The organism is Streptomyces sp. NTD107, assembly GCF_059510435.1.
In genome coordinates, this window is the sequence record NZ_JCAJZV010000007.1 from 169,807 (window position 1) to 184,908 (window position 15,102).

General features: G+C 67.8%; 13 protein-coding genes. 9 read left to right on the top strand and 4 right to left on the bottom strand.

Annotated features, from left to right (window positions below; translation table 11 throughout):
• Positions 1-38: 38 nt before the first annotated feature.
• The 3 genes from AC5WRL_RS16465 (at position 39) to AC5WRL_RS16475 (ending at position 2,088) form a co-directional block, all read left to right on the top strand.
• Entirely contained in the window at positions 39-242 is a 204-nt protein-coding gene (locus AC5WRL_RS16465) for a DNA-binding protein (RefSeq protein ID WP_496089283.1), read from the top strand.
• Positions 243-437: 195 nt separating this feature from the next.
• Positions 438-1,340, top strand: a complete 903-nt coding sequence (locus AC5WRL_RS16470) for a recombinase zinc beta ribbon domain-containing protein (protein WP_496089284.1) — start codon at positions 438-440, stop codon at positions 1,338-1,340.
• A 349-nt stretch (positions 1,341-1,689) separates the two neighbouring features.
• Positions 1,690-2,088: a hypothetical protein gene (locus AC5WRL_RS16475; protein WP_496089285.1), complete on the top strand. Its 399-nt coding sequence runs from the start codon at positions 1,690-1,692 to the stop codon at positions 2,086-2,088.
• A 111-nt stretch (positions 2,089-2,199) separates the two neighbouring features.
• On the opposite strand, the gene AC5WRL_RS16480 is transcribed toward AC5WRL_RS16475, so the two are convergent.
• Positions 2,200-3,696, bottom strand: a complete 1,497-nt coding sequence (locus AC5WRL_RS16480; protein WP_496089286.1) for a helix-turn-helix domain-containing protein — start codon at positions 3,694-3,696, stop codon at positions 2,200-2,202.
• A 1,135-nt stretch (positions 3,697-4,831) separates the two neighbouring features.
• On the opposite strand from AC5WRL_RS16480, the gene AC5WRL_RS16485 reads away from it, so the two are divergent.
• The 6 genes from AC5WRL_RS16485 (at position 4,832) to AC5WRL_RS16510 (ending at position 11,142) form a co-directional block, all read left to right on the top strand.
• Entirely contained in the window at positions 4,832-6,013 is a 1,182-nt protein-coding gene (locus tag AC5WRL_RS16485) for a ParB/RepB/Spo0J family partition protein (protein ID WP_496089287.1), read from the top strand.
• A gap of 162 nt (positions 6,014-6,175) precedes the next feature.
• On the top strand, positions 6,176-6,586 hold the full coding sequence (locus tag AC5WRL_RS16490) for a hypothetical protein (RefSeq protein WP_496089288.1): 411 nt from the start codon (positions 6,176-6,178) through the stop codon (positions 6,584-6,586).
• A gap of 277 nt (positions 6,587-6,863) precedes the next feature.
• Positions 6,864-8,201: a putative antirestriction adenine methyltransferase gene (locus AC5WRL_RS16495; protein ID WP_496089289.1), complete on the top strand. Its 1,338-nt coding sequence runs from the start codon at positions 6,864-6,866 to the stop codon at positions 8,199-8,201.
• A gap of 5 nt (positions 8,202-8,206) precedes the next feature.
• Positions 8,207-9,118, top strand: coding sequence for a ParB/Srx family N-terminal domain-containing protein (locus AC5WRL_RS16500; RefSeq protein WP_496089290.1), 912 nt, complete (start codon positions 8,207-8,209; stop codon positions 9,116-9,118).
• A 12-nt stretch (positions 9,119-9,130) separates the two neighbouring features.
• Positions 9,131-9,658: a hypothetical protein gene (locus tag AC5WRL_RS16505; protein ID WP_496089291.1), complete on the top strand. Its 528-nt coding sequence runs from the start codon at positions 9,131-9,133 to the stop codon at positions 9,656-9,658.
• The gene (locus tag AC5WRL_RS16510; RefSeq protein WP_496089292.1) at positions 9,655-11,142 is read left to right on the top strand and encodes a phage terminase large subunit family protein; all 1,488 of its coding nucleotides are present in this window, start codon (positions 9,655-9,657) and stop codon (positions 11,140-11,142) included. Before AC5WRL_RS16505 ends, AC5WRL_RS16510 begins: the two co-directional genes overlap by 4 nt.
• Positions 11,143-11,211: 69 nt before the next feature.
• On the opposite strand, the gene AC5WRL_RS16515 is transcribed toward AC5WRL_RS16510, so the two are convergent.
• From AC5WRL_RS16515 to AC5WRL_RS16525, 3 genes are all read right to left on the bottom strand, one after another.
• Complete coding sequence (locus AC5WRL_RS16515) at positions 11,212-11,853, bottom strand: hypothetical protein (protein WP_496089293.1); 642 nt, start codon at positions 11,851-11,853, stop codon at positions 11,212-11,214.
• Between the two features lie 563 nt (positions 11,854-12,416).
• Positions 12,417-13,682, bottom strand: a complete 1,266-nt coding sequence (locus tag AC5WRL_RS16520; protein WP_496089294.1) for an IS110 family RNA-guided transposase — start codon at positions 13,680-13,682, stop codon at positions 12,417-12,419.
• Positions 13,679-15,061: an IS110 family RNA-guided transposase gene (locus AC5WRL_RS16525; protein ID WP_496089295.1), complete on the bottom strand. Its 1,383-nt coding sequence runs from the start codon at positions 15,059-15,061 to the stop codon at positions 13,679-13,681. Before AC5WRL_RS16525 ends, AC5WRL_RS16520 begins: the two co-directional genes overlap by 4 nt.
• Positions 15,062-15,102: the final 41 nt, after the last annotated feature.

Below are 15,102 nucleotides of genomic sequence, written 5' to 3' on the forward strand. Positions count from 1 at the left end.
TGGCGTGGGGGAGAACGGCGACAACTTGCATGAATGCGATGACTGTTGACGAGCTGCGTGCGCTCCCGACCACGGTGAACGTGACGACGGCCGCGAAGGCCCTGGGCATATCGGCGAACAAGGCGTATTCCCTGCTCAGGGAGGGTGAGTTCCCTGTGGCGACCGTTCCTGTGGGAGAGACCGTCCGCGTGGCGACGCTCGACCTGTGGAGGGTTCTGGGGGTGCCCGACGCCAGGTCCTGACCGTCGCTAAGGGGTGCGTGATCGTTGTTGTTGATCCCCGGTCCTCGCAGATGGACCGGGGATCGCTATAAAGATGTGACCTATCTTGGCTACACTCGGTCGGGACAAACGGGGTCGGTGCTCGACGCAAGGAGACGAATGCCGCGGCTGTACGGGTTCAGCGGACACGGGCAGCCCCGTGAGTCGGAGGTCCGCGTGATCGTGGAGATGACCAACCGCTGCGAGCTGGGACAGGGCGACACCGAGCTGAGCCGGTGGCTGAACGATTCCGGTTACACCACTTCGGTCGGCGGACCGTGGAGTCCGCACCGTGTCGGGGCGGTTCTGGAGAACCCGGCCATCGGGGGCCTGGTGCGGGCCGAAGACGGAACGCTGATGCCCAGCGGCGGCGCTGCGGCGATCCCGGCTGGACGCTTTGTCCACTTGCAAGAGATCCGCCGGCAACGGGCCGAAGCCCGCGGAACCCGACGCGAGGCAGCTGACTATCTCTTCGGCGGTGCGATCCTGCACTGCGGCCTGTGCACGAAGCCGATGGGATCCTCACCATCGAACTCCGGCGCCCGCGGATACCGGTGTCAGCCGTCCACCGAGCAGCACCCTGGGGGCTGCGGCAAAGTCCGCATCAACGCCGATGGGCTGGAACAGTTCGTGGGGGAGCATGTCCTCGCCGAGCTGGCCAAGCCCCAGGTAGCCGTACTCATTGCGCATGCTCGGGAGAGATTGCTCGTCCAAGCCACGGGCCTGCGTGAGTCGATCGAAGCTCTCAAGGTGACGCAGGAGGAGCTGGGCGCCGAGTACGCGGACTCGAAAGTCTCGCGACGTGCCTTCCATGCCGCCGACCAAGCTCTGACCCGGAAGATCAAAGAAACGGCCCATGAGGCGCGCATGCTGGAGCAAGTACGGCACGTGCCCGTGGGAGAGGTCCCGGACCTCGTCCGGTGGTGGCAGCACGCACCGTTGGCGGCCCGCCGCGGTCTGTGCACGCTCATGCTGGAACGCATCGACGTCTACAAGGCCAAGGCCCGCGGCTCTCGTACGGTGGACAGCGAACGTGTCGCCTTGCGCTGGCGTCAACTGGGCGCTGTAAGCACGGAATGAACTGACGACGCGGCCAGAAGCCTCGCGAACGCGATTTCCATGGGTGTGCACTATGCAGCGCCGGCAGCTATTCCCCCCTCTCCTGCCGCAAATGGATCTGGCGCGGCCTGTTGAACTGGCTGCCTCTTACGCAGGGGCCGCGTCTTACAGCGGGCAGGGTGGGGGGCTAGGCGCCGCAATGATGTGACGGCGCCGTTGCGCCCTTTCGACGTTGCCACACGACACCTTGCGAAATAGGTAATGCCATGGAAATATTTAATGGAATTAATTTGTGTCAACTATTGCCATGGTTGGTTTTTTATTAAAGGATGATTGAAGAAGCAAAGCCTCCACCCTGAAAGGGAGAACGATGAACGAGTACCTGGACGTCACCAAGTTCACGGCAAATGACCCCGGACTTATTGATGCTCACGAAAAGGTACGGGCAGCCCGCTACTACCTTCTGGCCCGGGTGGCCACGACCATCGGCAGTGTAGTTCGGGGCCAGTTCTCGCAGGCCACTCACATTCACATTGAAATGTTGGACCGCAGGGAATTTGTAGCCACAATTCTTTTCAACGGAACTGAGTCCCTGACTGTTGAAGAGAACGAAAAGGTTGATCAGGTCAGCGACCAGATAAATAACATTCTCTCCGACGCTCTCATGTTCGGCTTTGATCCCGCTGCAATGATCGACATGGGCTGGACGCCTGTTGATCACTCCCCGGTTCCGGCCTTCGAACTTTCGATTGGCTACGGCACTGATTAACTGAACTACCCCCTGTCGGGAAGGAGAACCCGTTCCGACAGGGGGAGTTCGGGCCACAGATACGGGACCCCGGTAGGGTGGCGCAACAGCCTGCCTGGGCGGGGCAGCACATCACTGGGGGCGATCGGGCAATTCCACGGGATTGCCGAGTGCGGCGAGGGCGATGGCGATGTCGTAGGCGCCGGTCGGGCTGGCGCCCAGGAGCGAGCGGCCGAGGAGTTCCTCGGCGCGGCGCAGGCGGCGCCGCACCGTCTGCGGGTGGAGGCCGAGGTGCTGGGCGGTGCGGTCGATGCTCGCGTCGTGCGAGAGCCAGGCGGCGAGTAGGTGCAGCAGGTGTGCGAGGGCAGGCTCGTTGATGACGGGCGCCAGGAATGCGCGCGCCCAGGATCGCAGAGGGCTGTGGGTCAGCAGTTCCGTGAGACGGACGCTTCCGTCCTGTCGCGCCAGGAGTGCCGGCTGGCGACCGTGGATCTGCAGGGCCAGCTCCAGCACGGCTCTTCCCCGCAGGCATTGCGATCGGAGGCCAAGGAGTTGGTTAATCCGGTTTCGGCGGGCCGTGACGGTGTTGCGGTGAAGCCCCAGCATGGCGGCTACCTGCACAGATGGGAATCTAAGGGTGAGCCACACCGTGCGGAGCAGCGGTTCGCGCAGGGCGGGTTCCAGGTCGAGGACCGGACGGAGATAGTGGGCTGCCCACAGGGCGGCACGGTCGCCCAGGACAGCGCCGGCGGACGTGTCGCGGTCGAAGCGCCAGGTGCGCTGGGGGAGATGGCGGGCAACGCCGAGTCCTTGGTGCGCCTCCCGATAGGCGTCGGCCGCTCCGTCGATCCGATGGGGGCAGCTGACGCTCAGGTGCCGCCGGGGGTCGGCGTCGGTGAACCGGTGTAAGACAGCGTCAATCTCGTCGTGCTGCGGGGAACTGGCGGGAACGAGGACCAGCGCATGCCCGGGATGCGCAGGGCATGGGCCGGCGAAGCTGTGCGTTTCTTCCAGCGCAGTGGTGAGGTCGGGCAGGTCCTGTTCACCTTCGCCCCCGGAACTCACCAGGTATACCCGAACGGTGTCGGCCAGGCTGCGGGCCGATGCGGGGCTGATCGGGGTGATGCACCGGCGGGCCAGCTCGGGCTGGCCGGCCAGCAGCAGCTGCAGCGCGGCTCGTCGTATCTCCTCGTCGGCCCGCCGCTGACGGGACTGCCGGTCAGCGACTTCGGCGACGTCATGCACCAAGGCCACAACGTCGGATACCCGGTTCACGAGATCTGTCTCGGCCGGGCTGAAAGTGCCTGGTTTGGAGGCCGCCAGGATCTGATGGGGGGCCTTGACTCCGACCGCGACGAGAGCGAGTGTCCGGGAGGGCAGGGCGAGGACGCCAGCTCTCCGGTTCCCCGAGATCAGCGACTTGACCAAGTGATCACCCGCCGGCACCCAGGGAGCCATGCTCGGCGCGACCAGGCTGGGCTTGCCGAACTGGTCGAGCAGTGCGACCTGGCCGCTGAGACGGGACGCGAGCCACTTCAGCACGCTGTACGTGTTCGGCGCCGCTGCCTGCCCGTGTATCAGGTCCAGCAGACCGTCCCGGAACCGTGTGCGCTGGGAGGCAATCGGCACCCAGCATCCACCCCCCTTATCCACATTCCGAACGGGGCGAGCATGCGTAGCCAGCCTGTGGCGGCCTCAGCGCCGCCCGCCCTCCTCCCCAAAGTCACCCGGCATGTTCTTGCCACGTTTGGGTAACCGCTTCCATCTCATAACGAGCCGTGTATCTATGTCAACGCTCTGGAGTGATGATCTTGACTGCGGTGGCCGTGGTCACCGCCTGGCACGCGCGAAGGCATAGCCGCAGGGGGGAGGCTCGTCCCGGTGTTCTTCATGCGGACGCCCTCGCTGAGCAGGCTGCCGAGTTCGGCCGGGGTGCTCTGCCTTACGCCTTAGAGCTGGGGCATATGCCGGGGAAGGGCCGCCCTCGCTGTGCATACATGACAACCCGTCGGCTCAGATCGTGCATGACCGCGCTTTCATTCGGTCACCCTGTGTCGATAGCGTCACAAGCGTCACAAGGGCTACATGCCCCGCAGGAACTCAGGAGAGCTGGGTGACCTGGGGAGCTGCGACGGCCGTGCCTGTCGCCTCCTCCATCTCATCGCCCGGCCGTCAGCGGGGACGGGCCCTGCCGGATCGGCGGGAGGATATGCGTGGCGAACGTACGGGCTGGACGCATAGCGGAGTTGGCGGCGCAGTCGCCCCGGGTGCTGGGGGGCCAGCAGGGGAGTACCGATGACGACGTGCCCGAATCCGTTGTGCGCCAGCTCGCCTTCCTTCCGCCCGAGCCCGACGACCGGAGCAGGACTGATGGGGCATCAGACTCCTCTAAGCGCAGCGCAAGATAGGTGACATCTTTACAAGGGTGCGCTACATTCATGAAGTCACAGCTGCGAGTGCGGCGATCCGCAGCTGATGGCACCGCGTGTACCCCACCGCATCTCCCTCCGGGCGGCCGACCCCCCGCGCCCCTCCCGGAGGAGAGCCGGCCGTCCCCATGGGCGGCCCCGCAGTGGTGTAGCCCCTCGCGCGGCATAAGGCCCCGCGTGCCAGTCGGCACGCGGGGCCTTTTCTTCTCGGAAATTCCGGACCGGATTAATTTGATTATTTCTGCGTGTGCTCATTTCTAACTTGCTTTTAGGTGTATTGAATATAAGATATAAGTACCCCAAAAAGGGGCAACACACTGAAATGGAGAAAGTAAATGTCGGACGCCAAGAGCCAGACGCCCGAAGTCCAGGAGGACGAGACCTCCGTAGAATTCCCCATCCAGGACATTGCCATTTCCCTGATCGACCGCAATGTCGACCAGCCCCGCCGCTGGTTCGACCCGGCCGCGCTGGAGGAGCTGACCGCCTCCATCAAGGCGAACGGCCTCCTCCAGCCCATCACGGTCCGGCCGGCGGACGATGACCACGACGGCGACGGCAAGTACATCATCGTCCTGGGCGAGCGGCGCTGGCGCGCCTGCACGGCGGCTGGCCTCAAGACCATCCCGGCCATCGTGCGCGACGACCTTGACTCGATGGAAGCGTTCATCCTGGCTATCTCCGAGAACATCAACCGCCAGGACATGACCATCCTGGAGGAGGCCGGCGCCTTCGCCGACCTGCGGTCGGCTGGGTGGGAGGACAAGGAGATCGCCAAGCGCTTCGGTAAGACCGAGACGCACGTGAGCTGGCGGCTGGGGCTTCTGACCCTGTGCGAGGAGGTAGGCAAGCTGGTCAACGAGGGCAAGGTTAAGCCCAACCTCGCCTGGCATATCGCCCAGCTCGGCCAGAACAATCAGCTGATCGTCGCCCACCGCTACGTGCGTGGCGACTTCGCCACCGAGCAGGATGCCACCCACTTCGCCCAGGGCCTGCGCATGCGCGAGTCCCAGCTCTCGATGATCTCGGAGAAGGCACCCGAAAGCGAGGAAAAGAAGGCGGCGAAGCAGAAGGAGGCCGAGGCGCGCCAGAAGGAGGCAGGCGACAAGCTCTCTGCCCTCGACGTGCACGTTACGCCGCTGCTGGAAGAACTTCTTGGCCAGAAGATTGAGGACCTGGCCGTGATCCTGGGTCCCCAGGCCGAGCGGTACGCCATGGCCATGGAGCGTCTGTACCGCCAGGTGCAGGCGGCCCGTCTCCACATGAGCAAGGTGAAGGGTCTCGCCCAGGCCCACGCCGCCGTCGGTGCGTCGGCCGGCGCCGGCAAGGCCAAGGGGGGCACGCAGCCCGCCAAGGCTGTGCCCGCGAAGCAGGCGGCGGCCAAGCCGGCCGCCCCCGCCAAGAAGGCCACCGGCACGGCGGCGAAGAAGCCGGCCGCAACTGTGCCCGCCCAGAGCCAGGCGAAGGCGGCGGCCAAGCCCACTCAGGCCAAGCCGGCCGCCAGCGCCAAGCAGTAGGACGTACGTCCGGGTGCGGTCGACGTTCACCGCACCCACCGCGTACCACCAGGCCCCTTTGACAGGGTGCCGTTGCCCCGGGCCTCCCGGGGCAACCGGCATGTGGTGCCCCTTCCAGTGCCCCGAGCCCGCTTGGCGCACCTCAGAGAACGGAGAGCAGACGTGATCAGCCTATTCACCGGCCGCTATCAGGATTTCCAGCCGAACCTGGGCGTGCCTGTGCGGATCACCCGCGGAAACCCGCGTTTCAAACTCGGCTACCCACTCACACACCAGGTACCGGTGCTGGCTCCTCGCAGTGAGTATTTCCGCGAGTCGCAGGCCCGCTTTATTGAGGCGTACCGGCAGGACCTCGCGAGCGTCGGGCACGGCAGAATTGCCGACATCCTGAACGGTATCGCTGCCACGGAGCGGAACCACCGACTCGTGCTCCTGTGCTTCGAAGACCTCTCTCAGCCAGGTGAGTGGTGCCACCGGCGGATCTTCGCGACGTGGTGGAAGGAGGTCACCGGCGATGACGTCCGGGAGATCGGCCCCGTGGCTGATCAGTGGATGCAGGGAGAGCTGATATGAAACATCGCCCCAACTGGCTGGAGATGGAACCGGAAGACTTCGCCAAGGCCAGTGGCGAAGGGCCCGAACAACTGGCCCTGCCCGGGGCGCCCCCCGGGCGCGTCCCGCGTCCCCAGCCGGATCCCTACGGCACACAACCACTGCCAGAGATAGGTGACATCTCTGGCGCGTAACATCGTCTATGCGCGAGACATGGTGCGCCTGTCCCGACCGCCGCCAGCGGCCCGGGGCAGGCGCACTGCTGTACCTGGCCCCCGAAGAAAGAGGCAGTGCAGGCATGTTCCAAGGCACCATCCCTCAACCCATGCGATCCATCGTCAAGGAGACCGCCGGCACCTGGCCCAAAGGCCCCCTTTACGTGCCCTGTTGCGGCAACTTCACCATCGAGCGGTCAGCGGAGGGGATGGGCTTCGACCTCCACTCCTCGGACGTCTCCATCTACACATCGGCCATCGGCCGCTGGCTCACCGGCCAGCCCACGGGCATACGGCTGCGGGAAGACAGCACGGACGAACTCGGCTGGCTCGCCGACTCCCTGGACGACGGCCCCGGAACAGTCGCCACCTTGATGCTCGGCACACACTTCCTGGCCTCCGTACGGAAGGAGGGCCTGTGGCACCGCCGCGTCGTCGCCTCCTACCGCACCCAGTGGGAAGCCCTGCACCAACAGACCGTCGACCGCCTCGGCGCAACCGAACTACGACTGGCCTCATACACCGCCGAGGACGTCCGGACCTGGCTGCGCACCGTCCCCGACGACGCCCCGGTGTGCTCCTTTCCCCCCTTCTACGGCGGCGGCTACGAGAAGATGTGGGAGCCCCTGGAGGAACACTTCACCTGGGACGCCCCCACCTACGAGCCGCTGAGCGACGCCGACGTCGTTGACGTCCTCGCCTCCATCACCAACCGGCCCTACTGGCTCACCGCCTCCAACCACGACGTGCCGGAACTACGCCCACACCTGCGGGGCGTCATCAAAGCCACCCCCCGGGCCGCGCCCTTCTACGTGTACGCCTCGGACGCGCGCACACGCATCGTGGCGCCGCGCCAGAACATCCAGCCGGTGACCGCGCCCCGCCTCGCCCAGGGGCACGAGATCAGCGGCCCCTTGACCCTCGCGCCGCTCACCGTAGGCCAGTTCAACGCCCTGAGATCCCGCTACCTGTCACCGCGGATAGCTCCGGGCGCCGCGGCTGTGGCGGTCGCGGTGAAGGCCGGCGGCAAGGTCATCGGTGTCTTCGCCATGTCGCCGAGCAGCTACACGCCGGACGAGGCGTACATGCTCTCCGACTTCGCGGTGGCGCCCACGGACTACCCGCGCCTGTCGAAGCTGATCGTTCTGGCGGCCACGAGCAGCGAAGCCCAACTGCTGTGCCAGCGGGCGTTCTCCCGCCGAGTCCGGGCGGTGTCCACCACGGCGTTCACCGACCGGCCGGTGTCCATGAAGTACCGGGGGCTGCTGCGGCTGACCAAGAGGTCCCCGGCCACGGACGGGAACTGGCGCTACCAGCTGCAGTACCAGGGGCTGATGGGTGGCCACGACCTTGCCGCCGCGCTGGAGACCTGGACCCAGCGGTGGGGCCGCCGCCGCGACAACGCTCACACGGAAAGGTGACATCGATGGACGACGCAACTCCCCTCACCCCTCCCGTTTACAGGGAAGGTGATCCGCGTGACCTGACGCTGCTCGACCTGAACGCCAGGTTCTTGCCGCACGAGCAGTTTCAGCAGCTGGTGGAGAACATCCGGCGTGACGGCTGCCTGACGTCCACGCCTCTGGTGTGGCACGACGAACCCAACCACCGTCGTGTCGTACTCTCCGGCAACCACCGGGTGCTCGCCTCCATCGAGGCCGGGCTGGGCCAGGTTGGCTGGCTGGAGATCACCGACCCTCTTCCCCGTCAGCGGCAGATCGCGTTGCAGCTGTCCCACAACGCGATAGCCGGCCAGGATGACCCGGCGATCCTCAAGGAACTCTATGAGGAGCTGGAGTCGGTCGAGTGGCGCCAGTACAGCGGCCTTGATGACCGTGCTCTGGACCTGATGACGAAGGTTGACGTGTCCAGCCTCGGCGAGGCCAGCTTGGACTTTGCCTCCGTCCAGATCGTGTTCTTGCCCGATGAGCTGGCCCGGGCGGAGGCGGCTCTCGACGCGGCGCGTCAGGTGACCCCTGCGGACCAGAGGTGGATGGCGGCGTTCGAGCAGTACGAGCCGGTACTGGATGCGCTGGAGAGTGCCCGTGGGGCCTACAACGTCGGCAACACGGCAACGGCGCTCGGGGTGGTCCTCGACGTCTTCGAGCAGAACCTGGGGAGTCTGTCGGCCGGGTGGTACGACGCCGAGCCGAGGACAGCTTCCCGTAAGGGGACGGCCCCGGTGGAGACCGTGTTCGGCACGCGGACGCTGCCGGTTGAGACGGCCGCCGCGGTGCGGGCTGCCATTGACCGGCTGGTCGCGGACGGCGTGGTGAAGGAGAACGAGCCGTGGGCGGCGCTGGAGGTCATGGCCGAGGCCGTCTCCAGCGACCGGTAGTGGTGGCCGCCCGTGTCCGATCCGTGGGAGAAGCAGGGCGATGAGTCCGCTCCCGCGTTCGCCGCGTTCGCTGTGTACCGCGATCTGGGGCCGGGCCGGAGTATCACGAAGGTGGTACAGCAGGTGCATAAGTCGAGGGCGCTGCTGGGACGCTGGTCGAGGGCCCACGGGTGGGTGATGCGGGCGGCGGCGTTCGACCGGGAGCAGGACCGGCAGTTCCAGGTCGAGGTCCAGCAGGCGCGGCGCGATGTGGCCCGTCGGCATGCGCGGGTGGCCCAGGCGGTGATGGGCAAGGCCGTCGCTCGGTTGCAGGGCCTGGACGTGCGGGAACTGTCGCCTGGTGACCTGCTGCGCTACCTCCAGGTTGCCGCCGACATCGAACGCCGGGCCCTGGAGTCGGCGCCGGTCGTGGATGCCGGCGGAGACCCGGAGGGAACGGCCGGTGCTGTGGTTCTCACCGATGAGGAACGCCGCACGCGGATGGATCACCTGCGACGTGAACTCCAGCGGCGCCTCGGCTCACCGGAGGAGGAGCGGTGAGCGGGCCGCGCGGATGGGCCAAGCGCATCGCCGCCGAGGGGCTGCCTGCCCCGGAGTCGATGAGCGAAGAACAACTGCTGCGCGAGGTGCAGGAACTGCTGCGGGCGGATGAGGTCTCCGCCCGCCGGTGGGCGTGCGACCTGCCTGGGTGCGGCGGGCTGCCGCACCGGGGCTGGCTCCACCACCACGCGCGGGCTGCGCAACGACCGCCGGCGTGGCTGTGGACGGTGTGGATGCTGTGCACCGGACGCGGCTGGGGCAAGAGCCGTACCGCTGCTGAGATGCTGCGGACCTGGGCCGCGACGCCGGGCCAGCAGCTCGCCGTGGTCGCGAAGAACGCCACGCTGGTGCGGGACATCTGCTTCGAGTCGCCGAAGTCGGGGCTGCTGTCGGTGATCGAGCCGGATCAGGTCCTGCGCTACAACTCGTCGTTGGGCGAGACAGCGTTGCGGCTTCGGAACGGCACCGTCATCCGGGGCTTCGGCGCGGAGACGCCGGACAACCTGCGTGGGTGGGCCTTCGATAAGGCCTGGTTGGACGAGTACGCGGCGTGGAACCGGCTGACCGCGCAAGAGGTCTACGACATGCTGTGGTTCTGCCTGCGGGAGGCGTCGACTCCGCAGGTGGTGATCTCCACGACGCCGAAGCCTTTGCCGCACGTCAAGAAGCTGGTAGAGCGCGGCCGTCAGCAGGCAGCCCGGGGCCCGGGGCCGCGGGTTGTCGTGGTGCGCGGCCACATGAGCGACAACGACGCGAACCTGTCGGCCGCCGCGCGTGAGGAACTGGAGACAGAGTACGCCGGCACGCGCCTGGGGCGGCAGGAGCTGGCCGGTGAGCTGCTGGAAGACGTGCCCGGTGCGCTGTGGCAGGGCTGGATGCTGGAGGTTGAAGGCTTCCGAGTGTCGCGGGCGGCCGTCCCGGAGTTGAACAGGGTGGTGGTGTCGGTGGACCCGGCCACCAAGTCACACGAGAACGCCGACCGTACGGCGTTCACCGTCGCCGGGCGCGGTCTGCCCCCGGCCTCCCTCTACGGCGACGCCCGTCCCCGCGGGTGGGTACTCCACACCGAGCAGGACCGGTACACCCCGACCCAGGCCATGAAGCGGGCCGCGGCCCTCTACCACGAGCACCAGGCCGACTGCGTGGTGATCGAGGCGAACAACGGCGGCGACTACCTGCCCGCACTGCTGCAGCAGGTTGACCCCACGGTGGCATGGCGCATCGTTCACGCGACGCGCGGCAAGCGGGCAAGGGCTGCGCCCGTCGCCCAGTTGTACGAGCAGGCCCGGATTTCCCACGCGGGGCCGCCCCGCCTGTTCGCTGAGTTGGAGCAACAGATGACGACGTTCGTCGGCCAGGGCGACCCGGAGGACTCGCCGGACCTGCTGGACTCGATGGTGTGGGCCATGTGGGATCTTCTCCTTGATCCCGCCCATCCGGTGTCCAGGGTGCCTTCCGATGAACGGCTGCTGGGCAGGCGGTAGCGCTGGAGCTTTGGCCGTGCTCCAGACGTGGGGATGGCCCGCACCGACCAAGCCACGGTGCGGTGCGGTTCAGCCGGGCGGGATGACGGTGACGGTGGTGTAGATGACGGGGGTGATGCCGTCCTCCCTCCGGGTGTAGTCGGTGAGCACTGACTGCACCACCACCTCGTGACCGTGGACGGAGACCACCTCGTCGACCGCCGGTACGGGCATGGATCCAGCCCCGGAGATCTGCATGAGGTGAACCGACTCGGGTGCGGGCGTCTCGAACGCGATCATGTGCTCAGCCTGGGGTGTGTGGTCGATGGGCATGAACCGCATGCTGACCTCGGAGTCGGTTTCCCGCTCGATGATCGCGTCGCACACCTTAGTGCCGGTTGGGCTGGTGGGGGTGGTGTCGTACTGCCCCAGGCCCAGGGTGGCCTGGCGCAGTACCAACAGCTGGGTGCTGAGCTCCATCATTGCCAGGCTCGTGGCGTCCCGCTGCTGCTCCCAGGCGGCGTCTGAGTCGGCCGGGGTGTCCGTCAGGTGGGGGCGCTCGGTCTTCATCCTGTCCAGGACCCACCGCATCAGCTCCACGGCGTGCCACAGCTGGTCGGTGACGCCGCCGATCTCTTCGTTGGTCGAATACCGGGCGTTGCGCAGCAGCCGCAGGGCAGCGCACACGGCTTCGGCCTGGACCGGCGGTGGATCCGTGTAGTGGTCGGTCATCGGATGTTCTCCTGGGTGGTGGTGGCTGGGTCAGCTGGGAGTGGCCGGTGCCGGGCGGGCGGGGAGCCCTCGGGGCATCCGAACTCAACTTAATCTGCACCGGGGATCAGCTCGTCCTTCGACCGTGATCCGACTTTCACCCCAGGGGCGTCACGGCAAGCGGCGAAGGGGCCGACTTCATGATCGGATGGCATGCCGATGGTCCAGCCAGCAGCTGGCAGAGAGGTCTGGTTCCCGGTCTGCCGGCCGGAATGGACCGGGGTCGGCAGACCGGGGTGTTCGCCGCTTGGGCGAAGTGGCCCCGCGTGTGCGGGGAGCGCCACCATATGTGTGGTGAGCAGTGCCTGGTTAGGGCGACCCCCGCGTGTGCGGGGAGCAGGTCTGCGGGTGTCCACAGCCTGTAGTGCGGGGGCGGCGACTGGTGTGGGTGCCATTCCCACGTAGGGGCTCGGTATTCGCCGGCCCGGGATGTTTTGGGCGTTTCCCGTACCAGCCGCCGCCCCTGCTGGTTTCCCGCCCTTGGCCGGGGGCGGGAGAAGAAGGGCCGGGTGTCCGGTACTTCGTCACCCGCCCCCGGGTGTTTGGGCGGTGGTTCGTGGTGCTGCGGGTGGGCCCCGGTTGTCGGGGAAAGCTATCGGTTCGCTGTAGGGCGTGCCGGTGGCGAGGCAGTGGTGGAGGGCGCGGGTGAGGCGGGCTGCCAGGGTGCGCAGGGCGCCGTTGTGGCCGGCGCCCTTGGCCCGGTGGGCGCGGTAGTACTGGGCGGCGCCGGGTGAGCGGGTCAGCGAGCAGAACGCGGCCTGGTGCAAAGTGTCGCGCAGATGGTGGTTGGCGAACTTGCGGTAGGTGACGCGGTGGCTGGTGCCGCTGGCCCAGGTGACCGGCACGACGCCGGCGTAGGCGCACAGGGCGCGCCCGGTGGCGAACCGTGCGGGGTCATCGCCGATCTCGGCGAGGATGCGCCCGCCCAGGACGGCTCCCACGCCGGGGAAGGAGGTGATGATCGGGGCGTGGGGGTGGGTGGTGAAGGTGGCGGCGAGGTTGTCGGCGAGGTGGTCGGCCTGGGAGCAGGCGTGGTTGAGGTCGGCGAGGACGGCGAGCATGGCGGTGTGGTGGGCGGCCTCGGCCACGGGGCTGGTGCTCAGTGCGGGGCGGCGGAAGTGCAGTTGCAGGCGCTCGGCCTCATCGTCGACGGTGCGCCAGCGTCCTCCTTCGCGCAGGGCATGGGCGTACTGGGCGCGGGTGAGGGTGGCGGCGGCGGTGGGGGTGGGTGCGGCGGCCAGGACGGCGCGGGCTTGGGGGTGGCGCAGTCCCAGGCGGGGCCAGGCGGTTACTGCGGCGGGGTAGTACGCGGTGAGGGCGGCGCGCAGTTGGTGGAGGGCGCGGGCGCGGGAGGTGACGGCGCGGCTTTGGGCGCGGGCGAGGACGGTGATGGCGCGGGCGTGGGGGGAGTCGTGCGGGGCGGGCCGGCTGCCGATTTTGTGGCGGAGCATGTCGGCCAGCAGGTAGGCGTCGGCGCGGTCGTCTTTGGTGTGCCCTTGGGTGGTGGCGGCGCGGTGCCGTGCGGCGATCATGGGGTCGATACCGATGACGCGCAGGCCGGCGGCGGTGAGGGCCTGGGCGAGGAGGCTGGTGGGGTCTTCGGTTCCGATGGGGATGGTGCGCCAGCGGGTCCGGTTGGCCTGGCGCAGGAAGTCGGTGATGGCGGCGACGGGGTCGGGGGTGGTGGCGTAGGTGATGCGGGTGTGCCCCAGCCGGGTGCCGTCGCGGTGCAGGAGTGCGCAGTCCACCCACCGGTCCGCCCAGTCCAGGCCGCAGGTCATCGTCGTCATGCGCTGTTTCTCCCGTACGGGATAGTTGGGCTGGGTTCTTCCGGGGATGGTTTTCTCTCCGCAGTCCCGGGGGTGCCGGTATTCCTGCCGCTGCCGCTGCCGCCGGTGCTCGTCCCCGGGGAGGCAGGCTTTGCCATGGGGTGCCGGCCGGATGGCGGGAAGGCGGCTTCTTCGCGGTAGGGCTGGCCGGTGGTCAGGCAGTAGTGCAGAGCGCTCAGAAGACGCCCGTACAGGTTGCGCAGTGCGGCGGCGTGGCGGTCGCCGGCGTCTTTGCGGCGGTCGTAGTGGTGTCGGCAGCCCGGTGAGCTGGTCAGTGTGGCGAACGCCCACTGGTGCCCGGTCACTTTGAGGATGCGGTTGGCGGTCTTGCGGTGGGTGACGGCGCGGGTGCTGCCGCTGGCCCAGGTCAGCGGTGCGGCCCCGGCATAGGCCCGCAGCCCGCGGGCGGTGGCGAACCGCGTGGGGTCGTCTCCGATCTCGCCCAGGAGCCTGGCGCCGAGCAAAGCTCCCACGCCGGGGAACGAGCGGTAGAGCGGCGCGTGCGGGTGAGCGGAGAACGCTTCGGTGAGCTTTACGGTGAGGGTGTCGACGGTCCGGCATGCCTGGTCGAGTTGGCCGAGGGTGGCGAGCATGCGTTCACCGTGCGCGTCCTCGACGGCGGGGGGTTGCCGCAGCCGCTGCTCGGGGTCACGGTAGTGGCGGCGCAGAAGGACGGCGTGGTCGTGGATGAGGCGGGTGCGGCCCGCGCTCTCCAGGAGGCCGGCCAGGGTCGGGATGTCGAGGTCGGCGGCGCGGGCCGGGGTGGGGCCTGCGTGCAGGATGGCGCGGGCTTCGGGGCGCAGCATGCCGCCGGGCCGGTCCGCCCATGCGTCCAGGGCGGACGGGAAGAACTCCCGCAGGATGGAGCGCAGCCGCAGAAGATACTGCTGGCGCCTCTGCGTTGCCTGGATCTGGGCGTGGGAGAGAATCCGCAGGGCGGTCGCCTGTTCGGAGTTGTGGTGCATCGGCCGGTGGAGATGGCCGTCCACCCGCACCGCGTTGGCCAGCATGACGGCATCACCCGGATCGGATTTTTTCTTCCCCGGCCCCGTGCGGCCCCGGTAGTGGGTGACGACGGACGGGTTGATCGGGATGATCTCCTGCCCTTCTCGCCGCAGGGCGTGCACCAGCAGTCCATGATCGGTCTCGATCGCGATCGGTACCTGCTGCCGGCTCCACCGCCGGCTTCGGCTCAGCCCCGACAGCATGGACAGCAGCTCGGTGACGCCCTCGGGCGTGGCCGGTATCCGGGCCCGGGCCACCACGGAGCCGGCTTCGTCAACAACCGCGACGTCGTTGCGGGTCTCCGACCAGTCAATACCGCACCACCAGCGCGCCACACCCTCACCCCCTTCCCCTTCTCTACTGGGCGGGTGGCGGA

Coding starts and splice junctions, on each gene's coding strand:
- AC5WRL_RS16465 (WP_496089283.1), top strand. CDS start 39: ATGACTGTTGACGAGCTGCGTGCGCTCCCGACCACGGTGAACGTGACG.
- AC5WRL_RS16475 (WP_496089285.1), top strand. CDS start 1,690: ATGAACGAGTACCTGGACGTCACCAAGTTCACGGCAAATGACCCCGGA.
- AC5WRL_RS16485 (WP_496089287.1), top strand. CDS start 4,832: ATGTCGGACGCCAAGAGCCAGACGCCCGAAGTCCAGGAGGACGAGACC.
- AC5WRL_RS16495 (WP_496089289.1), top strand. CDS start 6,864: ATGTTCCAAGGCACCATCCCTCAACCCATGCGATCCATCGTCAAGGAG.
- AC5WRL_RS16500 (WP_496089290.1), top strand. CDS start 8,207: ATGGACGACGCAACTCCCCTCACCCCTCCCGTTTACAGGGAAGGTGAT.
- AC5WRL_RS16515 (WP_496089293.1), bottom strand. CDS start 11,853: ATGACCGACCACTACACGGATCCACCGCCGGTCCAGGCCGAAGCCGTG.
- AC5WRL_RS16520 (WP_496089294.1), bottom strand. CDS start 13,682: ATGACGACGATGACCTGCGGCCTGGACTGGGCGGACCGGTGGGTGGAC.